Annotated in this window: 20 protein-coding genes; 11 read left to right on the plus strand and 9 right to left on the minus strand. The window is 74.5% G+C overall.

Translation table 11 applies throughout. The features are described 5' to 3' along the window. Positions 1–41: 41 nt before the first annotated feature. Positions 42–731, minus strand: coding sequence for a hypothetical protein (locus ABGB06_RS00745; protein ID WP_347584580.1), 690 nt, complete (start codon positions 729–731; stop codon positions 42–44). A gap of 67 nt (positions 732–798) precedes the next feature. Between ABGB06_RS00745 and ABGB06_RS00750 the strand changes: the two genes are divergently transcribed. Together ABGB06_RS00750 and ABGB06_RS00755 are read left to right on the plus strand one after the other, a co-directional pair. Then, on the plus strand, positions 799–1,350 hold the full coding sequence (locus tag ABGB06_RS00750; protein ID WP_347584581.1) for a DUF1648 domain-containing protein: 552 nt from the start codon (positions 799–801) through the stop codon (positions 1,348–1,350). A 13-nt stretch (positions 1,351–1,363) separates the two neighbouring features. After that, entirely contained in the window at positions 1,364–2,326 is a 963-nt protein-coding gene (locus ABGB06_RS00755) for an aminoglycoside phosphotransferase family protein (RefSeq protein ID WP_347584582.1), read from the plus strand. 39 nt (positions 2,327–2,365) lie between these two features. Here ABGB06_RS00755 and ABGB06_RS00760 read toward each other — a convergent pair whose 3' ends face one another. Then, positions 2,366–2,851, minus strand: a complete 486-nt coding sequence (locus ABGB06_RS00760) for a pyridoxamine 5'-phosphate oxidase family protein (RefSeq protein WP_347584583.1) — start codon at positions 2,849–2,851, stop codon at positions 2,366–2,368. Positions 2,852–2,932: 81 nt separating this feature from the next. Here ABGB06_RS00760 and ABGB06_RS00765 point away from each other — a divergent pair, with 81 nt between their 5' ends. The 4 genes from ABGB06_RS00765 (at position 2,933) to ABGB06_RS00780 (ending at position 7,356) form a co-directional block, all read left to right on the plus strand. Further along, positions 2,933–4,414 (plus strand): VCBS repeat-containing protein, encoded by a 1,482-nt coding sequence (locus ABGB06_RS00765; RefSeq protein ID WP_347584584.1) that lies wholly within the window; start codon positions 2,933–2,935, stop codon positions 4,412–4,414. A 148-nt stretch (positions 4,415–4,562) separates the two neighbouring features. Then, positions 4,563–5,123, plus strand: a complete 561-nt coding sequence (locus ABGB06_RS00770) for a GNAT family protein (RefSeq protein ID WP_347584585.1) — start codon at positions 4,563–4,565, stop codon at positions 5,121–5,123. An 86-nt stretch (positions 5,124–5,209) separates the two neighbouring features. After that, positions 5,210–6,430, plus strand: a complete 1,221-nt coding sequence (locus ABGB06_RS00775) for an FAD-dependent oxidoreductase (protein ID WP_347584586.1) — start codon at positions 5,210–5,212, stop codon at positions 6,428–6,430. A gap of 47 nt (positions 6,431–6,477) precedes the next feature. Next, the gene (locus ABGB06_RS00780; protein ID WP_347584588.1) at positions 6,478–7,356 is read left to right on the plus strand and encodes an RNA polymerase sigma-70 factor; all 879 of its coding nucleotides are present in this window, start codon (positions 6,478–6,480) and stop codon (positions 7,354–7,356) included. Between the two features lie 20 nt (positions 7,357–7,376). Here ABGB06_RS00780 and ABGB06_RS00785 read toward each other — a convergent pair whose 3' ends face one another. Next, positions 7,377–8,279 (minus strand): UTP--glucose-1-phosphate uridylyltransferase, encoded by a 903-nt coding sequence (locus ABGB06_RS00785; protein WP_347584589.1) that lies wholly within the window; start codon positions 8,277–8,279, stop codon positions 7,377–7,379. Between the two features lie 63 nt (positions 8,280–8,342). Beyond that, positions 8,343–9,098, minus strand: a complete 756-nt coding sequence (locus ABGB06_RS00790) for an ABC transporter permease (RefSeq protein ID WP_347585395.1) — start codon at positions 9,096–9,098, stop codon at positions 8,343–8,345. Positions 9,099–9,332: 234 nt separating this feature from the next. On the opposite strand from ABGB06_RS00790, the gene ABGB06_RS00795 reads away from it, so the two are divergent. Then, complete coding sequence (locus tag ABGB06_RS00795; RefSeq protein WP_347584590.1) at positions 9,333–9,848, plus strand: hypothetical protein; 516 nt, start codon at positions 9,333–9,335, stop codon at positions 9,846–9,848. A gap of 13 nt (positions 9,849–9,861) precedes the next feature. Here ABGB06_RS00795 and ABGB06_RS00800 read toward each other — a convergent pair whose 3' ends face one another. Next, positions 9,862–11,211, minus strand: a complete 1,350-nt coding sequence (locus tag ABGB06_RS00800; protein WP_347584591.1) for a hypothetical protein — start codon at positions 11,209–11,211, stop codon at positions 9,862–9,864. Positions 11,212–11,518: 307 nt separating this feature from the next. Here ABGB06_RS00800 and ABGB06_RS00805 point away from each other — a divergent pair, with 307 nt between their 5' ends. Next, positions 11,519–12,700, plus strand: coding sequence for a toxin glutamine deamidase domain-containing protein (locus ABGB06_RS00805; protein WP_347584592.1), 1,182 nt, complete (start codon positions 11,519–11,521; stop codon positions 12,698–12,700). A gap of 37 nt (positions 12,701–12,737) precedes the next feature. Here ABGB06_RS00805 and ABGB06_RS00810 read toward each other — a convergent pair whose 3' ends face one another. The 4 genes from ABGB06_RS00810 to ABGB06_RS00825 all read right to left on the minus strand — a co-directional run bounded on the left by ABGB06_RS00810 (position 12,738) and on the right by ABGB06_RS00825 (position 17,674). Next, complete coding sequence (locus ABGB06_RS00810; protein ID WP_347584593.1) at positions 12,738–13,655, minus strand: carbohydrate ABC transporter permease; 918 nt, start codon at positions 13,653–13,655, stop codon at positions 12,738–12,740. 2 nt (positions 13,656–13,657) lie between these two features. Beyond that, positions 13,658–14,644 carry a sugar ABC transporter permease gene (locus ABGB06_RS00815; protein ID WP_347584595.1) on the minus strand — a complete coding sequence of 329 codons (987 nt, stop codon included), beginning with the start codon at positions 14,642–14,644 and terminating at the stop codon, positions 13,658–13,660. A gap of 23 nt (positions 14,645–14,667) precedes the next feature. Continuing rightward, positions 14,668–16,002, minus strand: a complete 1,335-nt coding sequence (locus ABGB06_RS00820) for an extracellular solute-binding protein (protein ID WP_347584596.1) — start codon at positions 16,000–16,002, stop codon at positions 14,668–14,670. A 181-nt stretch (positions 16,003–16,183) separates the two neighbouring features. Then, a complete protein-coding gene (locus tag ABGB06_RS00825) occupies positions 16,184–17,674 on the minus strand; it encodes a beta-N-acetylhexosaminidase (RefSeq protein ID WP_347584597.1) in 1,491 nt (496 codons plus the stop codon). Positions 17,675–17,981: 307 nt separating this feature from the next. On the opposite strand from ABGB06_RS00825, the gene ABGB06_RS00830 reads away from it, so the two are divergent. The 3 genes from ABGB06_RS00830 (at position 17,982) to ABGB06_RS00840 (ending at position 23,120) form a co-directional block, all read left to right on the plus strand. Next, complete coding sequence (locus ABGB06_RS00830; protein ID WP_347584598.1) at positions 17,982–19,814, plus strand: MBL fold metallo-hydrolase; 1,833 nt, start codon at positions 17,982–17,984, stop codon at positions 19,812–19,814. 356 nt (positions 19,815–20,170) lie between these two features. Then, positions 20,171–21,973 carry a hypothetical protein gene (locus ABGB06_RS00835; protein ID WP_347584599.1) on the plus strand — a complete coding sequence of 601 codons (1,803 nt, stop codon included), beginning with the start codon at positions 20,171–20,173 and terminating at the stop codon, positions 21,971–21,973. A gap of 10 nt (positions 21,974–21,983) precedes the next feature. Beyond that, positions 21,984–23,120 carry a LacI family DNA-binding transcriptional regulator gene (locus tag ABGB06_RS00840; RefSeq protein ID WP_347584600.1) on the plus strand — a complete coding sequence of 379 codons (1,137 nt, stop codon included), beginning with the start codon at positions 21,984–21,986 and terminating at the stop codon, positions 23,118–23,120. The last annotated feature ends 155 nt before the right edge of the window (positions 23,121–23,275 follow it).

Genomic DNA, 23,275 nt, shown 5'->3' on the forward strand with positions numbered 1-23,275 from the left:
CCGGGCCACGGCCGTTCGCCAACGGCCATGCCGCATGACCGTTATGCGACGTCGAAGAAGCGCGCCAGCCGCCGCTGTGCGGAGGTCAGCTGGCGCCGCCTGCTGGCCGCCAGCGCGGCCTGGAACGTGTCGGTCGCCATCCTCTGGTGCCGGAGCCACTCGGGTGTCTCGTCGAGCAGCGCGCCGAGAATGGCCGTGGCCTCGTCGCCCTGCCGCACCATCGCGTGCGCCTGCGCCACGTCCAGCAGATGCCTCCGCCCGAACGTCGTGCTCATCGCCGGCAGCCGGGCCGACAGGCCCAGCACCCGGTCGGGCCGGTCCGCCACCAGGTGGTTCTCGATGCCCTGGAACGCCACCGTGCGCCAGTCGAAGCGTCCCCAACTCGACTCCTCGACGGCCGTCGCGCCGCCGAGCGCCGTCCCGGCCGTCCGCGCCAGCCGCAGGATCTCCCGGGCGTCCTCCGGGCGGTTGTTGCGGGCCGCTGCCGCGCTGGCGTGCACCAGCAGCTTCCCCCACGCGCCGAGGTCGTGCCGTGAGGCCTGGGAGATGCGGGGCTCCACCTCCTGGGCGGTCGCCAGGCTGACGCGCTCGGCCTCGTCCAACCGGCCCTGCCGCATCAGCAGCCACCCCTGCTGGTACACGGCCGCCGCCACGCCCGCCCGGTCCCCGGCCGCGACCGCGTCGGCGACGGCGTCCCGCAGCGCGACGTGCGCGAGGTCGTAGGCCCGCACCTGGGTAGGGCGACCGCACGGTCACGATGGGGACATGACGACGAGCGACGTGGGAGGGTGGGGAGACGTGACGACCCGTGCTGTGGACGAACGTGGCCGAACGCCGTGGGCCTGGTTGGCGCCGAACCTGTCGCTGCTCGGCGCGATGGCGGTCTGGGGCGTGGCGCGGTATCCCAACCTGCCGGACCGGGTGCCGCAACACGTCGGCCCGGAGGGTGTGGACGCCTGGACGGACCGGAGCGTGGGAAGCGCGTTCCTGCCGGTCTTCGTCTTCGCCGGGCTCACGGTGATCTTCGTCGCCTGCGCGGCGGGCGCGGCGCGGGTCACTCCGCTCGACGCCCTGCCCGAGCCCTCGGACGCATGGGGGAGGGCCGCCGCGGCCACACGAGGCCGTCCGGCCACGGCCGCCTCGGCGCGGCGGCTGGCCAGGGCGCTGCTGATGGCGAACATCGGCTTCGGCGTCGCTCTCCTGCCGCTGTGCTGGTTGCAGTGGCGCGGGACAGCCACCACCGACGTCCCCGGGTGGATCCTGCCCGTCACCCTCGGCGTCTTCCTCGCGTCCCTGACCCCGCTCGCCCTGGCCTGGTGGCGCGACGCCCGGCAACGGCCGACCACATGAGACCGTTCGCCCCATGAGGAGGAACCCCGACGATCGCGCCTGGGAGGGAACTCGGGCCTGGGTCGAGGAAGTGCTCGGAGACGGGGCTCGTGTTGATGCCGTGGTCCGGTTGATGGGCGGTTGGACCTCCGAGATGCGACGGCTGCGCGTTTCGGGGGTCGGCGACGCCGATGCGTTCGTGCTCCGGTCCTTCGTCCGGCCGTTCTTTGTCCGGCACGCGGAGGCCCTGCTGCTGCGGGAGGCCGCGACCCTGCGCCTGCTGTCGGGGACGGGTGTGCCGGCGCCGGTGCTGTACGGCGTCGACGCGGCCGGTGACCACTGCGACCACCCTTCCCTGTTGATGTCCCGGCTGCCCGGCAGCGTCCGTCTGGAGACCGAGGGGCACGAACCGCGGACCGCGCGCCTCGCCCGGCAACTGGTCGGCATCCACCGACTCCGCCTCCCGGTGCGGGATCGCCCCCGCGACTACCAGGCGTGGACCACCCCGGAGCGCGTCCGAATTCCCGAGGCCACTGATCGGCCGGTGGTCTGGCGACGCGCCGTGGATCTCATCCGGCGCGACCCTCCGAGCTGTCGGGGGACCTTCCTGCACCGGGACTTCCATCCGGGCAACGTGCTGTTCACCGGCCAGGGCACCGACCTGGTGGTGAGTGGCGTCGTGGACTGGGTGGAGACCTCCTGGGGGCCCAGCGACCTGGACGTGGCCCACTGCTCGACGGCGCTGGCGCTGCTCCACGGCGTGCCGGCCGGGATGCGGATGGCGGAGGAGTACGTCGCCGCCGGTGGCACACTCTCCCCGAACCCGGCTGACCACCTCTACTGGCGGCTGCTCGACGCGCTGGCCTTCGCCCCGGACGCCGAGAAGGTCGCCGTCCCCTGGCGCGAGTTGGGCCGGACCGATCTGACTCCGGCCGTCCTCGAACGCCGGCTGGAGAGCTATCTGGCGGAGCTTCTCCGGCGATACGGGGACGGGTGAGCCACACCTGCCGGCGCGTCGGGTACGGCGCCGCCGGGGTCAGGGCATGGTGACCGGGACGCGGCTGTCGGTGCCCCTGCCGCGGGTGGGGTGGCTGCCGCGGATGTGGACGGCGTAGCTGGTGGCCGTGGCGCGGTAGAGGCGCAGGGGGGCCGGGGCGGTCAGGTCCTCCGGGGTGGAGGCTTCGATGCCGCCGCGCATGGTGCGGAAGGCGACGGCGCATTCGGCGGTGAGTTCGTCGTCCGGCACCCGCTGGGCCGTCGCGGTGAGGTAGACGGCCTGCGGGTTGTCTCCGGGGATGACGCTGGAGTCGTAGATGACCGCGGTGATCTCCGGCTGCCGCGCCACGTTCCTGGAGTGTTGCGCGTCGGGCGCGGACAACCAGTAGAACGTGCGGTACGCGTCGTGCGTGAAGTACACGGGCGACAGGCGCGGCAGTCCGTCGGGCTCGACGGTGCCGAGGGTCAGGTACAGGTTGCCGTCGACAACACGGCGCACCATGTTCGTCAGTTCGGCGTCGCCCATGGCATGAGCCTAACCGAGCGGAATGGCAACCTGACCCGATCGTGACGCTTCCGTGCACGTGAACGCGCAGACTCGGACGTTATGCGGATACGAGTCAGCGGCACCTGCACCGCGGCGGCCATAGCGGGGGTGGGCGTGCTGCTTCTGGCGGGTTGTTCGGGCGGCGACGGCGCCGACCGGGCCGGGGCCGAGTCGTCGGCCGGGTGTCCGTCCGCCCCGCCGCCGGAGGCCGGCGGCCGGGCCGAGGGGCCGGTGAACCGGGACGACGTGGACGGCGACGGGCATGCGGACGCGGTCGTCAACGGCTGGTACCCGGGGGCGGAGCAGGACGGCTCGGTGTGGCGCAACAACCGCTTCGTGCTGCGCGCCGCGGCCGGTGGAACGCGACCCGCCGAGGCATTTCCGCTCACCGAGTGCTACGCCGAGAACGAGTCGTCGAGCAGCATCACGCCGATCGGCAACGACCAGTCCACCCAACTCGTCGGGGATCTGGACGACGATGGCCACGCGGACGTCCTCGTGCGCGGCCTCTTCACCCTGGACGGCGGCTTCGGCGGGGAGCAGCGGATCATCTGGGGCGGCCCGGACGGGCCGGTGGGCGCCACCGACCTGCCGACGGGCACGGAGCCGGCCGCCGGCGTCGGGGACTTCGACGGCGACGGCGCCCTGGACCTGCTGACCCTCGCCGGGCCCGGGGCCGGGCAGAGCGACGGGGCCCAGTCCGCCACCGTGTTGTACGGCCCGCTCGACCGCGAGGCGGGCGAGCCGCGCGCCACGACCGACACCGACGTGGGCCACGACGGCTGGGCGTCGATCACCGACGTCGTGGTCGGGGACTTCGACGGCGACGGTCGCGACGACCTGGTGACCAGGGCCAGCTACGACGAGGAGGACGCACGCCTGGAGGAGGACGTGCCGGACGACGTCCTGGACGCCGCGTTCTACCGCGGCACCCCCGAGGGACTCGGCACCACCGGCGCCGTTCCCGGGATCACCGCCAGCCGGCCGGGAGCGGGCGACGGCGCGACCCCGTTGGCGGTGGGCGACTTCGACGGCGACGGGCACGACGATCTGTTCGCCCGGCGGGACGAGGGCGGGGGCGTCGTCCTCGTCTACGGCGGCGCCGAGGGTCCGGGACAGGGCGGCGGCCTCCCGAGCGGAACGATCGAGGGCTGGGAGCCCCAACTCTCCACCGCGGTCGGCGACGTCAACGGCGACGGCGTCGACGACCTGGCCACGTTCCACAGCGACAACCGCGACGATGGCCAGGTCACCGTCGCGCTGGGCGGCGTCGACGGGGTCACCGCCGAACGGACGACCACCTTCGGCCCGGAGGACGTCGGCGTCACGGACGTCGCGGACGGGCCGCCCGACCACCACTTCGGCTGGGACCTGCACCTCGCCGACCTCGACCTCGACGGCCGGGACGACCTGCTCGTCGGCACCTTCGGCGCGGGCGAGCGGCCGGCGGACGCCGGCTACTGGATCCTGCCCGGCACCCCGGAGGGACCGTCCACGACGGACGGCCGCTTCGTGGCGACCCGGGACGCGGGCCAGGGCTGAGGCGCGCGCCGGCCCTGCCGCACCGGCGGCGGGAAATCCGTGAGCGCCGGGCCGGCCGCCGTGCGAGTATCCGGGCGCGGCGCCCGCCGCGTTCGCACGAAGCGCCACCGCACCACCGCACTGCCGCACGACCGTGGAGGACACGAGGATGTACGCGATACCGCTCGGGGACGACGGCGCCGAGCTGCGGCCGTTGGAGCCGTGGCACGCCGAGGAGGTCCTGGCCCACATGGACCGGGGGCGGGACTTCATCGGCCAGCACATCGGGCTGGCGGACGCCTGCTCGGACCTCGCGGCGACCCGCGCGTACCTGCAGTCGTACGCGGAGAAGGCGGCCAGCGACACCGGGCGGATCCACGGCATCTGGGCGGACGGCAAGCTGGTCGGCGGGGTGCTGTTCCGCACCATGGACGTGCCGCAGGGCCGCGCCGAGGCGGGCTGCTGGCTGGAGCCGTCGGCGGTCGGGCGGGGCCTGGTGACCAGGGCGGCGCGGGTGATCATCGACTGGGCCATCGAGCAGCGCGGCGTGCACCGGGTGGAGTGGCAGGTGTCCTCGGCCAACGCGCCCAGCATCGCGGTGGCCCGCCGCCTCGGCATGACGCGGGACGGCGTGCTGCGCGCGTACTCCGTACGCGGCGGCAGGCGACAGGACATCGAGGTCTGGTCCGTCCTGGCCCCGGAGTGGCGGGCCGCCCGCCAGGATCTGTGACGTAGGTCACAACGCCGGGCCGTCACGGCCGCGCGCGCTCGTCTGTCCCGTGGGCGACACCGTCCCCGCGAGCCAAGGAGCACGCAATGAACGCCAACGACCCGTCCAGCGGACACCGCATCGTCGTCCTCGGGGCCGGGTACGCCGGCGTGCTGGCCGCGATCCGGCTGGCCCGGCGCACCCGCCGCGGCGGCGTGGCGATCACCCTCGTCAACCCCTCGGACCGGTTCGCCGAACGGCTGCGGATGCACCAGGTCGCCGCCGGGCAGGAGCTGGCCGACCACCGGCTCCCCGCCCTGCTGGCCGGCACCGGCATCGAGTTCGTGCGCGGCTGGGCCACCGCCCTCGACCCGGAGGCCCGCCGGGTCACCGTGGACGGGACCCGGGAGCTTCACTACGACACCCTGGTCTACGCGCTGGGCAGCGGCACGGACACCAGCCTGGTCCCGGGCGCCGAGGCCCACGCGTTCACCCTCAACGAACCGCGGGCCGTCCACCGGTTCGCCACCCGACTCGCCGAACTGGCCGCCATCGAAGGCACCGGCGCCACCGAAGGCACCGGCCGCACCGTGGTCGTCTGCGGCGGCGGGCTCACCGGCGTCGAGGCCGCCGCGGAGATCGCCGAGAGCCACCCGGGCCTGGACGTCACGCTGATCAGCCGCGAGGAGCCGGGCGCGATGATGGGCGACCGGGCCCGCGCCCATCTGCACGCCGGACTGGCCCGCCTCGGCGTCACCGTGCGGGTCGGTGCCGCCGTGGCCAAGGTGCTGCCGGACGCTGTCGAACTGGCCGGCGGCGAGCTCGTACCGGCCCAACTCCGCCTGTGGACCGCGGGAGTCACCGTGCCGAGGCTGGCCGCGGACGCCGGCGTCGCCACCGACGCGCGCGGCCGGATCACGGTCGACGCCACGCTGCGCTCCACGTCCCACCCGGAGATCTACGCCGTCGGCGACGCCGCGGCCGTGGCCCAGCCGTGGGGGCAGGTCCACGGCACCTGCCAGAGCGGCATGCCCACCGGGCAGTACGCCGCCGACGCGATCGCCCGCCGGCTGCGCGGCGGGCGGGTGCGGCGGCCGTTCCGGTTCGGCTACGTCCACCAGCCGGTGAGCATCGGGCGGCGCGACGCGGTCATCCAGTTCACGCACGCCGACGACTCGCCGCGCCGCGCGTACCTGAAGGGCCGCTGGGCGGTGCTGTACAAGGAGATGGTCAGCAGCAGTCCGCCGAAGCTGCACCGGATGAGCAGGCGGTTCAACGTCTCGGCGACCCTGTGGAGGGGCGGCCGCGCCACCCGGCGCGCCGGATGAGCCGCATCACCTTGCCCCACCCGGAGAGCTGGGGAGAACATGGGGCGATGGTCGAGGTCACCGCCGAGCAGGATCCGTTCACCGAGCACCGCAGGCTGCTGTTCGCCGTCGGGTACCGCATGTTGGGCACCGTCGCCGACGCCGAGGACGTCGTCCAGGACGCCTGGCTGACCTGGCACCGGGCGGACCGGACCGCGGTCCGCAACCCGCGGGCGTATCTGGTGCGCACCGTGACCAACCTGGCGCTCAACCGGCTGACCTCGGCCCGCGCCGTCCGCGAGAAGTACGTCGGCCCCTGGCTGCCCGAGCCGCTGCTCACCTCGCCGGACGTCGCGGAGGAGCACGAGGTGGCCGACGCGGTCTCCGTGGCCATGCTCGTCGTGCTGGAGACGCTGACCCCGGTCGAGCGGGCGGTCTTCGTGCTCCGCGAGGTCTTCGGCTACTCCCACGGGGAGATCGCCGAGATCCTGGACCGTCCCGAGCCGACCGTGCGGCAGATCTCGCATCGGGCCCGGGGTCACGTGCGGTCCCGGCGGCCCCGTTTCGACGCCGACCCGGCCCGGCGCGACGAGGTGACCGCCCGTTTCCTGCGGGCCTGCGCGGGCGGCGACGTGAACGCCGTGATGGAGCTGCTGGCCCCCGACGTCACGGCCTGGTCCGACGGCGGCGGCAAGGTCACCGCGGCCCGCCGCCCGCTGCACGGCGCCGACGGCGTGGCCCGCTGGCTGCTCGGCGTGCTGGCCAAACCGGAGATGACGGGCGCCGTCGTCGAGCCGGCGCTGCTGGGCGGCGAACTCGGCGTGGTGTGCCTGCTGAACGGCGAACCGGTCGGCGCCCTGACCTACGACATCGACGGCGGACTGATGCGGAACCTGCGCTTCCAGGTCAACCCCGACAAGCTGCGCGGGCTCAGGCCGTTGACCTGAGCCGTGAGCCCTCGCGGAGGTCACGGGCGCGCCGCGTCCCCGTTCTCGACGAGCCGGCGCAGTAGCGGGCCGTACTCGGGGTGCGCCAGCGCGAACGCCATCTGCGCGACCAGGTAGTCCGCCGGGTTGCCGGTGTCGTACCACCGGCCCGAGATGACCTGCCCGTAGACCGCGCGGCCGGCCGCGTAGGCGTTGATGGCGTCGGTCAGGTAGATCTCGCCCTGCCGGTGCTCGTACCAGCGCCGGGTCTGCTCGCCCAACTCGTCGATGATCCCCGGGGTGATGACGTACCCGCCGATCGCCGCGTACGCGGAGGGCGCGTCGGCGGGCTTGGGCTTCTCGACCAGTCCGGTGATCCGCAGCAGGCCCTCGCCCAGGTCCTCCCGCACCACCGGCACGCCGTACCGCCCGGAGTCCTCGGGGGCCATCGGCATCAGGGCCAGCACCGGGCAGTTCGTCGCCTCGAAGGCGCGGATCAGCTGCTGGGCGCGGGGCACCTCGGCCACGAAGACGTCGTCCGGCCACAGCACGAGCATCGGCTCGTCGCCGAAGTTGCGGGCCGCGTTGAGCACCGGCGTGCCGTTGCCGTACGGGCCGTGCTGGTCGAGGTAGGTGATGTGGCCCTGCGCGGCCAGTTCGGAGACCTCCTCGACCGCCGCGGCGTACGCGGTCTTCCCGGCCGCCCTGAGCTGCTCCACCAGCTCCGGGTTGGGCCGGAAGTGGTCCTGGATGAGGGCCTTGCCGCCGGAGACCACGATGGTGATGTCGGTGATGCCGGACGCCACCAACTCGCGGACGGTGTGCTCGATCACGGGCTTGTCCCCGACCGGCAGCATCTCCTTGGGGGTGGCCCTGGTCAGCGGGAGCAGGCGCGAGCCGAGGCCCGCGGCAGGGATCACCGCTCTGCGGATCGTCGGAGGCATGGCTCCACGCTCCCAGCAGGACAGCCGGCGGCGCAACATTTCGCCCCACCGGCGCGAGCCCGGTCAGCCCGTGCGGTGCAGGCGGCCGCGGGCGATCAGCTCCAGAACGGTCGCGACCGCGACGCTCTGCACCGACATCAGCGCCACCAGCACGAACAGCTGGACCGCGCCCGCCTGCACCGGGGACGCCCCGCCGAGCAGCATGCCGACGAACGCGCCCGGCAGGGTGACCAGTCCGACCGTGCGGGTCTGGTCGAGGCCGGGGACCAGCGCGCCCGACGCGGCCCGGCGGGCGATCTCCAGCCGCGCCTCGCGGTCGGTCAGGCCGAGCGCCAGCGCCGCCTCCACCTCGCCGTGCCGGGTGGTCAGCTCCTCCAGCGCCCGCCGGCCGGCCAGCGTGGTGGCGGTGAGCGCGCCGCCGATGAGGATGCCGGCGACCGGCACCAGGGCGATGCCGCGGGGCGGGACGAGGCCGGTCAGCAGGAGCGCCAGCAGCACCGGGGCCACGCCCGCGGCGATCGGCGCCGTGGCCCACGGCCAGGTCCCGTTGCGGGTGATCCTGCGCCCCGCCGTGACGGTCGCGACCGCGAACATCAGGATCACGAAGCCGAACAGGGACGCGGGCGTGCCGACGATCCAGTCGATGAGCAGCGCCACCGCGGCCAGCTGGACCAGCGCCCGCAGCCCGGCGGTCAGCATCGGCCGCGCGTACGTGCGGTCGTCGTCCCGCACCAGGTGCGCGAAGGCCGCCACGCCGGCCGCGCCGACCAGCAGCGCCGCCATCAGCACCCCGAGCGCCGGGGTCAGCGGTAGCAGCACATCCGTCACCTCGCCCTCTCTCCGTCACACACCGGGTGGAGCCCACGCCGGAGCGCGCGACCTCATCCTCCCCACCCGCCCCCGCGCGCCAGCGGCCCACCCGTTCGGCCGCTTGCGGTGGCGGGCATACCGCCCTCCGCTCGACTCTTTCCACAAGGCCGCGCGCGCCTTCCGCGACGCTCCCCCCGGCCCTTCGGGGCCCGGGAGGTTCCGCCACGTACTCACGGAGCCCTCATGCGCAAGAGCACCCTCGCCGCCCTCACGGTGGTCGGTCTCGCCGCCACCCTGGCCTCGTACCCGACCGGTGCGCTGGCCGGCACCAGCGGCCCCGACCGGGCACCCGACCAGGTCCTCGACCTCACCGGAGAGCCGTACGCGACGGACCTGATAGCGGCGAAGGCCGCCACGGCGCCGTACCGGGACGTGGCGGAGGCGGAGGCCGACGGCTACGTGCTGTCCTCCCCGATGTGCGTGCCCAGCAAGGGGGTTCACTATCTGCGTTCGGTGGCCGAGTCCCCGGAGGAACTGCGGATCACCGAGCCCAACGCCCTCGTCTACGCGCCGACGTCGACCGGCGGCCTGAAGCTGCTGGGCGTCGAGTACGTCTCGCGCGTGCCGGCCACGCTCTTCGGCCGGGACTTCGAGCAGTCGGGGGCGGTGCACTACTACACGCTGCACGTCTGGCTCTGGGAGAAGGAGCCCGTGGAGCTGATCGCCGCCGACAACCCGCACATCACCTGCGGGACCTGAGCGGTCCGGCCGATCACCCCCCGGCGCCGGTCTCCCCGGCGTCGGGGGTCGAGGTGTCGGGGGTCCGGGCGGTGCCGCCCGGCGCGGGGGAGCCGGCGTGCGCCCGGCCGTCGAGGAGCGTGGGGGCGCGGGAGCCGCTCGTCATCTCCGCGCCCTTCACCTCGTGTCGGGTGCGCCAGTCCTGTTTGCGCCGGGCCTCGGCGAGCTCCCAGCCGAGCAACGCGAGCCGGGCGCGCAGCACCGTGTCCACCGGCGCGGGCGGCGGCCCGTCCCACCGCAGCACGTGACGCAGGCAGACGCCGTGCGCCTCCTGGTACGCGCGGGCGCGCACCGGGTCCCGCAGGGCGGCGGCCAGCAGGGCCGCGTGCCGGGCGTGCGCCAGTTGTTCCTCCTCGCAGGCGCGGCACCGCGGCGCGCCCTTCGGCCGCGAGCCGCCGGCCAGCCGCTCGCGCCACTCCTCGGCGTTCGCCGCGACCAGCGCGCCGGCGTGCGGCGCCGCCTGGCCGGCGAGGCCGCCGAGGTCGTGCAGATGTCGCGGGCACAGCGCGGACGTGCCCTCGGCCTGGCGCCCCTCCTCGCTGGTCGCGGCCCAACGGAGCAGGCGCCGGGCGGCGCGGTGCTCGGCCAGGCAGAGCGGGCAGCACGCCAGCCGCAGGTCCGCCGCCCATCGGTCGGCCACCGGCGCGTGCGCCCCGGCCCGTTCGGCATCCAGCAACGGGTCCAGCCGCCCCAGCTGCCGACCCCGTGCCGCCGCATCCGCATCGAGCCCGGCCAGCGTCGCCACCCCGGCGCCGATCCCGGGGCCCTCGTCGTCGGGGCCGGTCCGGGCGAGACCGGTCAGGCGTTCCGTCGCCGCGGTGGTGACCGCCGTCGCGGCGGCCGCGTCGGACCGGGCGGCCAGCGCGATCTCGTGCGGCAGGCACAGCGCCCCGCCGCACACCGCGTCGCGCACCGGAGCCTGCGGCAGTGCGCGGGACACCGTGACCAGCGCGCGTTCCTCCGCCGCCTGTCCGGCCTCGCAGGCGGGGCACGGGCCCCGCCGGGCCCGGTCGTCGTCCAGCAGCCGCAGGCCGCCGGCCAGCGCCTCGCCCTGGACCGACGGCAGCAGCCAGCTGGCGGAGGTGTCGCCGAGCAGGTGCCGGGTGTGCGCCGGGCAGAAGCCGACGGCGTCCCGCACCCGGGCCCGCACGCCGGGGTCCGCGTTGCTGTCGTTGACGAAGTACCGCAACCAGCTGCGGGCCCCGTCGTCGCGCTGCCGGCAGACCGCGCACAGTCCCTCCGCCAGCAGGTGCAGCGCGTCGCGCCCGGCCCGCTCCGCGTCGGTGGCCCGCGCCGCCCGGCCGGCGCCCGACCGGATCCTCATCGCCCTGTCCCGTCGCCCGGCGTGGACCGTCCACCCATGCTCGCCCCTCAGCTCCCGGCCGTCACCGGGGCCCCCGCGGCCCCGCGCACCGGCGCCCAGTCTGCGCCGCCGCGCCCGGACGGGCAACGTTCACTGGCGCGACCAGGCAGGGACGAGTGGCCGATCGCCTTCTCGACGGGCCACCGGGCCGAAAGTACGATGACACGCTGTCGCTCCTCGCTCTGCTGCGAGTTCGGGACGCCGACACGTGCCGGCCGCAACCGGCCGCGGGACCCCCGCCCCAGCCCTCCACCCGAGGTGAGTGCCCATGCCCGTGCACCAGGAGGACCAGCAGACCGAGCCCGCCAGGCGGGCGCCCCGGCCGGTGATGCGGGCCGGGTCCGACGCCGCCGGGCCCGCCCCGGCCGGCACCCCGGAGCAGCAGCGACTCCTGGCGTTGCAGCGGCTGGCGGGCAACCAGGCCGTGGTCCACGCCCTCGGGCACCAGCCGGCCGCGGCCGCCCACCGGCCCGCGCACGGCGCGGACCACGCGCCTGGTCTGGCCGTGCAGCGGGTGCTGCGGAACGACCAGCGGAGCAACCAGCTGATGGCTCCCCCGTCGGATGACCAGGAGGCGCTGGAGGCGGTCTTCCCCCGGAACCCAGACGGCACGTTCGCGCAGTTCCCCAACCCGGTCGGCCCCCCACGCCAGACCCCGGTCGCCGCGCCACCCCAGACCCCGGCCGCCCCGCCACAGCAGGAGGAGGAACGCGGGCGCCAGCGCCGGCGTGGGCACGACCCGCGCGACCTCGGGCGCAGCCTGGTGCGCGGGGTCAGCAGGGCCCTCAGCAGGATCGGCCGCCGAGGGGAGGCCGCCTCCGCCGTCCCCCCCGTGCCCGCCGTCCCCGCGGCCTTCGAAGACCCGGAGCGGACCGGCGCCGCGGTCTCCGAGAACGCCGCATACGTGGAGTCCGCGGAATGGGTGAGGGGGATCAATCCCCGGCGAAACGAGGGCGGGAGGGTCGGACCGTACCGCCGCAACTGCATCGACACGGCGCGCAGCTTTCTGGCCTCCTGGTCGGGTAACCCGACGGTGGCCGCCGGGATGGCGGTGGAGGGGATCGAGCAGCAGGGCAACGAGCGGACGGCGAGTTGGCTGGGCGCCGGCGCCTTCCGGGACCCCGAGCGGTTCACCATGGGGCTGCCGGACGTGGAGGCCAGGGAGATCCGGACGGCGTGGCAGTCGGTGCATCGCGCGGTGCAGGACGGGGGGCACGGCGCCATGGCCCTCGTGGTGTTCCATCCGTACGTCCCGGCGGGTGAACCCGAGTTCTCGCACGCCGTCTGCGCCGTCAACTACCAGGGCCAGGTGCTGTGGGTCGACGCCCAGCGGGGAACGGTCAGCACGACCCCGATGTACGAGGGCAGCAACGTCCTGACGGTCGTCCTCGACCCCCAGTTCACACCGGTCCAGCCGCCGACTGCGGACGTGGGGATCTCCCTGGACTGATCCCCACCCCCCACCCGGCCCTGCCCCGCCCGGCGGGTCAGCCGCCGCCGAGGCCCGTGGTGGCGACGGACTGGACGATGCGCCGCTGGAAGAACAGGAAGACGAGGATCAGCGGCAGGGCGGTGAGCAGCGCGGACGCCATGTTCTGCGCGTACACCACGCCGTAGGTCTCCTTGACGGAGGCGAGGCCGACGGGCAGCGTCATCAGGTCCGAGTCGTTGGTGACGATGAACGGCCAGAGGAAGTTGTTCCAGGCGCCGATGAACACGAAGATCGCGACGGCGGCCACGATCGGCCGGGACAGCGGCAGCACGACCGACCAGAACAGCCGCAGTTCGGACGCCCCGTCGATGCGCGCGGCCTCCTCCAGCTCGCGGGGGATGCCGTCGAAGAACTTCTTCAGGATGAAGACCATGATCGGCGCGACGACCTGCGGCAGGACGACTCCCCAGTAGGTGTCCACCAGGTCGAAGAGCAGCGCCTGCCGGAACAGCGGCACGATCAGCAACTGCGGCGGCACCATGATCGACGCGACGGTGACGGCGAGCAGCGCCCGCCGCCCGCGGAAGGTGCCGCGCGAGAGGCCGTAGGCGGCCAGCGTGGACACCGCCACGGTGAGGATCGTGACCAGGGTCGCGATCACCAGGCTGTTGAAGCCCCACAGCGCCAGGTTGCCCCGGGAGAAGACCTCACGGTACGCCTCCAGGGTCAGCGCGCCCTTGAGCGGCGAGAGCCCCGGTGTGGTGGCGTCCAGCTCGCTCTGGAAGGAGGTCACCACCGCCCAGACGAACGGCGTCGCCCAGACCGCCGCCAGCAGCACCAGCGCGGTGCCGCCCAGGGTGCGGGAGACGCGCCCGTGGCCGAGCAGCAGCGGGGTGCCGGCGGCCTCGCGCGGCGGGCGGCGGCGGGAGTACCTCGTGCCCCGGACGGTGGGGCGGTGCGCGGTCGCGGACACGTTCAGGACTCCCTCGGCAAGAAGCGGACCTGCGCGATCGACACGACGATGATGATCGCGAAGAAGAGGTAGGAGATGGCGGAGGCGTAGCCCAGCCGGTAACCGGTGAAGCCGACGTCGTAGATGTACTCGAGGATCGGGCGGGTGGTCTCGTTCGGCCCGCCCCTGGTCATGATGTAGATCTGGTCGAAGACCTTGAGCGACGCGAGGATCTGCAGCATCACCACGAGCACGGTGGTCCGGCGCAGCTGCGGCAGCACGATCGACCACAGCCGCCGCCACGCGCCGGCGCCGTCGAGGGCCGCGGCCTCCAGATGGGTGTCGGGCAGCGACTGCAGCGCGGCGAGGTAGAGCAGGAAGTTGAAGCCCATCGTCCACCAGACGGTGAGCGCCGCCACCGACCACATGGCCACCGCCTCGTCGGTCACCCAGCCCACCGGCTCGAAGCCGAGCTTGGTCACCAGCTGGTTGCCCAGGCCCAGGTCCGGCTGGTAGAGCCACTGCCAGATCAGGGTCACCACGGTCACCGGCATCAGGTACGGGGCGAAGAACGCCAGCCGCCACGCCCACTGGCCGGCCAGCCCGCTCTGCACCAGCAGCGCCAGGCCCAGCGGCAACAGCACCAGCGGCACGGTGGATATCAGCGTGAAGAAGAGCGTGTTGCCCAGGCTGCTCCACACGTCCGGATCGCCGAACGCCTCGACGTAGTTGTCGAAGCCGACGAAGGACGTCTCGCGCTGCGAGAGCGACTGGTCGGTGAAGCTCATCCAGAGGCCCTGGATGATCGGCCACACCATGAAGAGGCCGAAGACCAGCACGAACGGGGCCACGAACAGCAGCCCGTTGCCGCCGGCGCCGCCGCCACGCGTGGTGGTGCGGCGGGCGGTCCGTCCGGTGGCCCCGGCGGCGTCCTTCGCCCCGGCGTCCGGCACGGCGGCGGCCGCGGGGGGCCGGGCCCCGGCGGCGCCTTTCGAAGCGGTGGTACTCACGTCTCTCGCTCCCTGTGTGCTGGTCAGGCGACCGGGTTGGACTGTTCGAGGAGGCTGTCGAGCTCGCTGATCATGCGGTCGACGGTGCGTTCGGCGGAGGCGTTGCCCAGGAGCGCCGCCTGCATCGGCTGGCACATGCTGTTCTGGAACGCGGAGCCGGCGCCCGCGAACCAGTTCGGCGGGTCGAGGACCGCGACCTCGGCGGCCGAGGCGTAGGAGGACTGCGGCTTCAGCTCGGCGTACTCGGGCTGCTCGACGACCGGCTGGTACGCGGGGATGTGGCCGGCGGTCGCCCAGGTCAGGCTCGCCTTGAGGATCTCCGCCACGTACCGGTGCGCCTCGCGCCGGCGCTCCGGGTCGGGGTTCTCCTGGCGGGGCAGCACGAAGGCGTGCGAGTCGGCGTAGGCGGCGGGTTGTTCGAAGACCTGCGGGTACGGGGCCGCGGCCAGCGGCACCCCGGACTCCCGCAGTGTCGTCAGCTCCCAGTCGCCGCCCATCAGCATCCCACCGCGGCCGCCCATGAAGCCGGCCAGCGCGCTCTCGGTGTTGAGGTTGCCGGGGTTCGCGCTGCCGTCGTAGAGCTCCATCAGGAACGACATCACGCGCACCGCCGCGTCTCGGTCGATCCGGGAGGGACCGCCCTCGGGCAGGTCGAACTCCGCACCCGTCTGCGCGTACAGGCCCAGGAACTGCCGCCAGTTCTGGGCGCTGTCCACCACGTGCCCGAAGTAGATGCCCGCGTGGCCCGTCACGTCGGCGAGCGCCCGTCCCGCGTCCTTCAGCGCCTCGGGCGAGTCGATCGGCAGCAGTGCGCCCGACGAGTCGAGCAGACCGGCCTGTTCGGCGAGGTCCGGGTTGTAGAACATGATGAACGGGTGCGTGTCGAGCGGGACCGCGTAGAGGGTGCCGTCGTAGTGCGCCCGCCGCCAGATGGCGGAGGCGAACACCTCCTCGGCGACCCCGAACTCGGCGAGGATGTCGAGGTCCCACGGGTCGAGCAGCCCGCCCGGCGCGTAACCGGCCAGCCGGGACAGGTGCACCACCGCCACGTCGGCCGCCCGGCCGCCGGCCGACGACATCGCCAGCTTGGTGTAGTAGGCCGAGCCCCACTCCAGGATGGTGCGGTCGATCGAGAAGCCGTCGGGCCCGTCGGACACCGTGGAGATGATCTCGTCCATCAGCGCTCCGTCGCCGCCCGAGAACGGGTCCCACACCCGCAGCGACGAGGGGTCGGAGGAGGCCACGGGCGATCCGCAGGCGGCCAGCGCTCCTGGGGCGAGCAGCGCGCCCGCGCCGGCCAGACCGCCGCGGAGCACCCCGCGGCGGCTGACCGGGCGGAAGGGGAGGGAAGGGCTCATCGCGGGCAGGCCTTTCGGACTCGATCGGACGCCGACGGACACGGAGCGTTCCGCTAGGGGCAGGAGTCGTTACCCGCAGTTTTTATATCGATGTACATCGCCTGTAAAGACTCACGTACCGACAACTTCGAGCAAGTGATCCAGCACGAAGCGTCAGTTTCGGACGGAAGTCAACTATCCGTCACGTGATCGGGTCCAGCGGGCGGTAGCCGACGCCCAGCGCGTCCAGCAGCGGCAGGTGGCCGGTCAGCCGCCGGTGGAACGCGGGGAAGTCGCGCTCCTCGGCCGACCAGCCGACCTCGGCCAGCGCCGCCAGCCGCGGGAAGGCCCGCCACTCGACCAGCTCGGTCGTCGGCAGGTACTCGCTCCAGACCTGCCCCTGGACGCCGAGGACCGCGTCCTTCGGCTCGTATCCGTAGACCTTGGACAGCGGCAGCAGGCCGCGGATGGCCAGCGGCTCGTCCGGCGCGTCGCTCTCCGCCCAGTCCAGATACGTGAACTCCTCCGGCGCCGCCACCGTGTCCAGCCCGGCCGCCAACGCGCGCCGGACCCGCTTCTCGCCGCGCCAGGCGAAGACCGCGGCGCCCTCCGGCACGCCGTGCTCGATCAGTTCGTCCCAGACGGCGGCCCGCCGCCCGAGCCCGGCCAGATGGTCCGCCAGCTGTCGGGACCACCAGCCCAGGAGCTCCTCGGGACCCGACAGGCCCTCGGCGGCGACCCGGCGCGCCGCGTCGGCGCTGGCCGCCCACTCGTGCGGCGGCACCTCGTCGCCGCCTATGTGCACGTAGCCGAAGGGGAAGACGTCGGCCACCTCGTCCAGCACGTGCCGCACGAACTCCACGGCGCGGTCCGAGGTGTTCAGCACGTGCCGGGAGATGCCCCACTCCCGACGCACCGGCAGCCGCCGCTCCGGGTCGTTGCCGAGCCACGGATACGCGGCGATCGCCGCCTGCATGTGCCCCGGCGCGTCGATCTCCGGCATGATCCGCACGCCCCGGCGGGCCGCGTGGGCCACCAGCTCGCGCAGCTCGCGCTGGCTGTAGTAGCCGCCGTGCGGCACGTCGTCGGTCCGGCCCTCGCGGGAGTGGCCGACGCTGGAGCCGTCGCGGAAGCCGCCGACCTCGGTCAGCCGCGGGTATCGCTGGACCTCGAACCGCCAGCCCTGGTCGTCGGTGAGGTGCAGGTGCAGGGTGTTCAGCTTGTGCAGCGCCAGCAGGTCGACGTACCGGTACAGGAACGGCAGCGGGTGACACCAGCGGGCGACGTCGAGGTGCGCGCCGCGCCAGCCGTACCGCGGCCGGTCGACGATCTCGACGTGCGGCAGCCGGCCGTCCCGGCCGCGCAGCTGCCGGAGCGTCTGCACCGCCCAGCGGAGCCCGGCCAGCGTGCCGGCCGTGCCGCGCACCCCGTCCGCGGCCACCAGCAGCCGGTAGCCCTCGGTGCCCAGCTCCGGATCGTCGGCGAGCGAGAGCCGGATCTCCGCCGTCTCCGTGGGGTCAGCGGTCTCCGGGGCGTCCGCGCCGGCCCCGGTCAGGTCCAGCGTCTCGCGGACCAGCTCCGCGATCTCGGCCGGGGCGTGCACCCCGGCGTCGGGGCCGAGTGTGAGATGGCCCTCACCGGTCCGCACCGAGTGCGGCCTCGGTATCAGCGGCAGGTCGGCGGGCGCGCTCATCGGACCGGGAGGCCGGTGCCGCGGCGAACCGCGGCCGCGCCGGCCGGTGACGGCGTCAACTGCTCGTGCATGGCGTCTGCTCCAGGGCTCGTGGGTGCGTCCCGGGCCCGAGGCGGCGGGTGCCACGCCCCGGGCCGGCGATCCCCGCATCCTAGGCACCCGGACGGCGGCTGACGAGACCCCCGGCGACCCCCCGCTGACGTGCCCGAAGAGCGGTGTTGACGCACCCCGGAGACGGGTGGCATCGTTCCCAGCTGGGATCGATCCCAGACGTCTCGTCGGTCTCCGTCGTCTCGAAGGGGTGGGCATGCGATTCGGTGACGACGTCTTCCTGTTCCGCGACACCTGCCACGTCTACGTCCTCCGGTACGGGCGCCAGGCGGTGCTGATCGACTTCGGCAGCGGCGACGTGCTGGACCACCTCACGGACTTCGACGTGGACGAGGTGACCGACGTCCTGGTCACCCACCACCACCGCGACCAGGTGCAGGGGCTCGGCCGCGCCGCCGCGGCCGGCATCCGGATCTGGGTGCCGCCCGTCGAACAGGACCTCGTCGCCAGGGCCGACGAGCACTGGCGCACCCGGCCGCTGGACAACGACTACTCGGTCAGGCAGGACCGTTTCTCCCTGCTGAACCAGGTGCCGGTGACCGGCACGGTCGCCGAGTACCGCACCGCCCGGTACGGCCCGGCCGAGATCCACACCCTGCCGCTGCCGGGACACACTCCCGGATCCGTCGGATACCTGCTGGACTCCGGAGGGAAGCGGCTGGCGTTCACCGGCGACCTGATCCACGGCGAGGGCCGGGTGTGGTCGCTGGCCGCCACCCAGTGGGCGTACACCGGCTCCCACGAGCTCGCCGGCGTCGAGGGCGCCGCGGCCACCGTGCTGTCCTGCCTGCAGCTTCTCGACCACCGGCCCGACCTGCTGCTGCCCTCGCACGGCGAACCGGTGACCGACCCGCCCCGGGCGGTGGCCCGGCTCCGCGGCCGCCTGACGGAGCTGCTGGACAGCCGCCGGCGCGCGCCCTGGGACCCGGAGGCCATGCTGCGCAGGCCGTGGCGCGAGGTCACCCCGCACCTGCTGCGCAACGTCACCAGCGTCGCGTGCTCCTACGCCCTGCTGTCCGACCACGGGACCGCGCTGCTGCTGGACTTCGGCTACGACCTGACGACCGGGCTGGCCGGCGGCACCGACCGGGCCTCCCGCCGGCCGCTGCTCGCCTCGATCGAGTCGCTCCGCCGCGACCACGGCATCGACCGGGTCGAGGTGGCGCTGCCGACGCACTACCACGACGACCACGTCGCGGGCTTCAACCTGCTGCGCGAGGTGCACGGCACCGCCGTCTGGGCGCCCGCGCACATCGCGCCGGTGCTGCGCGATCCGGAGGCCTGGGACCTGCCGTGCCTCTGGTACGACGCGATCCCGGTGCAGCGCGAGCTGCCGCTGAACGCGCCCGTGCGCTGGCGGGAGTACGAGATCGGCGTCCACGACCTGCCGGGCCACACCCTCTACGCCGCGGCGTACTCCTTCACCGCCGACGGCCGCCGGGTCGTCGCCACCGGCGACCAGCAGACCACCGAGTGGGAGCCGGGACTGCGTCCCGAACTGCTGAACTACCAGTACCGCAACCGCTTCCGGATCGACGACTTCACCCGCAGCGCCGAGCTCTACCTCGACCTGCGCCCCGAGCTGATGATCAGCGGCCACTGGCGGCCCCGGGAGATCACCGACGACTACCTCGCGATGCTGCTGGAGGAGGGCCAGCGGCTGGCCCGGCTGCACCGCGAGCTGCTGCCGCGCGAGGTGGACCTCGGCGCGGAGGGCTTCGCCGCCCGGATATCCCCGTACCGGTCGGTCGTCCCGGCCGGCGGCAAGCTGCGCCTGGCGGTCGGGATACGGAACCCGTTCCCCGGCACGGAGGCCGCCGAGGTGCGGCTCGCCTTGCCGGCGGGGTGGCGGGCGGAGCCGGCCGTCGTGCGGCTGGACGTGGACGGCCACGCGGAGGCCGTGGCCGAGTTCGCCGTCCAGGTCCCCGAGATGATGGTGCCGGCGGAACGACAACGCCTCGCGGCCGACCTGACCGTGGGCCCGATGCGGTTCGGCCAGCAGGCCGAGGCCCTGGTGAGCGTCCGGTGACGGAGCACCAGCCCGACCCACCGAAGCCGGCTGCGCCGGCCGAGCGTTCTGCGCCGCCCGAGCCAGCCGAGCGGTCCGGTCCGGCGGAGCCGGCTGCGCCGGCCGAGCGTTCTGCGCCGGCCGAGCCAGCCGAGCGGTCCGCGCTGGCTGGGCCGGCGGGGCGGTCTGGGGCGGCCGCGACGGCCGTGCCGGACGAGCCAGCCACGCTGGCCGCGTCCGCCGGGCGAGGGCAGCCGGCCGGAGACTCCGGGCCGGGCGGGTCCGATGAACGGTCTCGGCCATCCGTGTCGGACGAGCGGTCCGCGCCTACCGGGCCCTCCGGGCCGCCGGACCCGTCCGGCGGACCCGTCCGGGCCGTGCGGCATGCCTCCGGGGTGGTCGAGGTCACGGCCGGCGGGTATCGGATGACCGTGGCGGCGGACGGCACCAGCGCCACCGTCACGGGTGCCGCCGGCGGCCATCCCGTCACGCTGCAGTTGCCGGGCGCGCTGGACCGGGTCGGGGCCCGGGACGAGACGCTGTCCGCGACCGCCCCCGAACTGGACGCCGGCGGCCCGTACCCGGTGGTGACGGTGACCCGGCGCAGCACGGCCTGGCGCGCCGCCGGCACCCGGATCCGGTGCACCCCGCGGGGTCCGGAGCTCGGCTGGTGGGTGGCGGGCGAGGGGCGGCTCGACGAGGTCACGGTGCTCGGCACCCGGGCCGCGTTCGGCGGCCGGGGCGGCGGGGTGCGGCCCAGCGGCCACGCCTGGCGCACGCTGTTCTCGCCCAACCCGGGGCCGCCGCGCCGGCTGCTGCGCGGCGCCGGCGAGAGCGCCGTGATCGGGGCCTGCGGGGACGCCAGGCCCGGGCGGGGGCACTGGTTCTTCACCCCGGCCCCGCTGTGCCTGGCGCTGACCGAGCAGCCGTTCCCGGACGACGCCGACCCCGGAACCGCCGCCGCGCCGGCCGGGTGGTGGACGCTCGGCGTGGGCGCGCCCGTGGCCGAGCTGACCTTCACCCAGGTCGAGTACCTGCCGGGCGACCACGGTTTCCGGCTGCGGCTGGCCTACGAGGGGCACACCGCGGTGGCGGGCCGCTTCGAGACCCCGGCGGTGCTCGTCTCGCCCGGCCACCCCGACCCGTACCGCGGGCTCGTCGCCCACCGCGCCTGGCTCGACGAGCACGGCTGGGCCGCCGCGCCCGGCACCCGGACCGGGGAGTCCACCGCCCCTGCCTGGTGGTCCGAGCCGATGTTCTGCGGCTGGGGAGCGCAGCTCGCCCGGGCCGCCGAGCTGGGCCGGCCGGGGCCCGAGCTCAGCTCCCGCGCGGAGTACGACGCGCATCTGGCCCACCTGGAGCGGCACGGGCTGGTGCCGGGCACCGTGGTCATCGACGACAAGTGGCAGCGCGCCTACGGCTCCTGGGAGCCGGACCCGGACCGGTGGCCCGACCTGCGCGGCTGGATCGCCGACCGGCACGCCCGCGGCCAGCGGGTGCTGCTGTGGTGGCGGGCCTGGGCCACCGAGTCGGTGCCGCCGCGGCTCTGCGTGCGCACGCCCGACGGCGTTCCGGTCGCCCTGGATCCCAGCCATCCGGAGGCCCGCCAGCGGCTCGCCGACACGATCCGCCGGATGCTGGCGCCCGACGGGTTGGACGCGGACGGCCTCAAGATCGACTTCACCGCGGACACCCCGACCGGGCACTCCCTGGTCCGGCACGGCCCGGCCTGGGGAATCGCCCTGCTGTACGATCAGTTGGCCGCGATCCACGGCGCGGCGAAGGGGGCGAAACGGGAGGCGCTGGTGGTCACGCACACACCGCACCCCGCGTTCGCCGACGTCACCGACATGATCCGGCTCAACGACATGCTCCGCCTCGACGACCCCGAGCCGGACGCGCCGATCGTGCCGCAGATGCGCTACCGCGCGGCCGTGGCCCGCGCCGGCTGCCCGCACACGCCGATCGACACGGACGACTGGTGCGCCCCGGACCGGGAGCAGTGGCGCGCGTACGGCGTCGTCAAGACGACGCTCGGGGTGCCGGCCCTCTACGTCTCCTCGCGGCTCGACCGCACCGGCGAGCCGCTGCTGGAGCGGGACTACGCGGCGCTGCGCGAGCAGTGGGCCGCGTGGCGGGCCGCGTCGGGCCTTCCGCCGCGGCCCACGCCCGGGCGGTGAGGGCGGCGCGATGAGCGGCGGCACGCGGGCCGGCGGCCCCGACGGGCGCGACACCGGCCGGGGACCCAACGACCGGGGATCCAACGGTCGGGGATCCAACGGCAGAGGGAAGCGCGCCCGGGTCACGCTACGCGAGGTCGCCGAGGAGGCGGGCACCTCGCAGTCCACGGCGTCCCGCGCGCTGGCCGGCCACGGCTACGTCGCGGACGAGATCAGGGAGAAGGTCAGGGCGGCGGCGGCCCGCCTCGGGTACGTGCCCGACATCACCGCCCGCACGCTGAAGGGGCGGTCCAGCGGCCTGGTCGGCCTGCTGGTGTCCGACCTGCGCAACCAGTTCTACGCCCAGCTCGCCGCCGGCGTGGAGCAGACCCTCACCGCGGCCGGCCACCAGGTGGTGCTGGTGGACGACCATGGCGACGAGGAGCGGGCCGCGGACGGTGCCCGCGCCTTCGTGTCGATGCGCGCCGCCGGGGTGCTGCTCGCGCCCGTCGGCCGGGCGGCCACCGCGCTGCTGGTGGAGCACGGCATGCCGGTGGTGGAGGTGGACCGCCGCTCGGGGATACGCGGCTGCGACGCCGTGGTCATCGACAGCGAGCGCGGCGCCCACGACGCCGTGGCGCATCTGCTCGCGCTCGGACACCGCCGGATAGCCGTGGTGGTGGACGAGACGATGTGGGACACCGGCCGGGACCGGCTCCGCGGGTACCGGGCCGCGCACCGGGTCGCCGGCGTGCCGCTCAGCCGCCGGCTGGTGCTGGACCTGGGGCTGCGGCTGACCGACCCCTCCCCGGGCTCTTCGAGCAGGGGATGCCCCGGGCGCGAGGTGGCGGCCTTCCTGGACGCCAACCCCGACGCCACCGCGGTCTTCGCGGCGAACAACGTGGTCGCCGAGGCCGTGTGGCAGGAGCTGAAGCGGCGGGGGAGCAGCGTGCCCGGGGACTGCTCCGTGGTGTCCTTCGACGATCTGACCTGGATGCGCATGGTCGAGCCCGGCCTGACCGCCGTCCGCCAGCCCGTGTACGAGATGGGCGCGCGGGCGGCGTCCCTGCTGCTGGAGCGGGTCGGCGGCGGGCAGGGCCGGAGCCGGACGTACACCCTCGACCCCGAGCTGCTCACCCGCGGCTCCGCCGCGCCGCCCGCCGCCTGACCCACGCCGCCGCCTGATCCACCCCGCCTGATCCCCCACCTCGCCGCCTGATCCTCCCGGCCGCCCGGCCCCGGGGCCGGCGGGGGTGCAATCCCACAACGGCCGACTATTGACCCCTCTTCCCCTGTGTGACTACGTTCTCATGTGGCAACGAT

Origin of the sequence: Streptomyces sp. B6B3 (assembly GCF_039871525.1) — a bacterium.
Classification (GTDB): Bacteria; Actinomycetota; Actinomycetes; order Streptomycetales; family Streptomycetaceae; genus Streptomyces.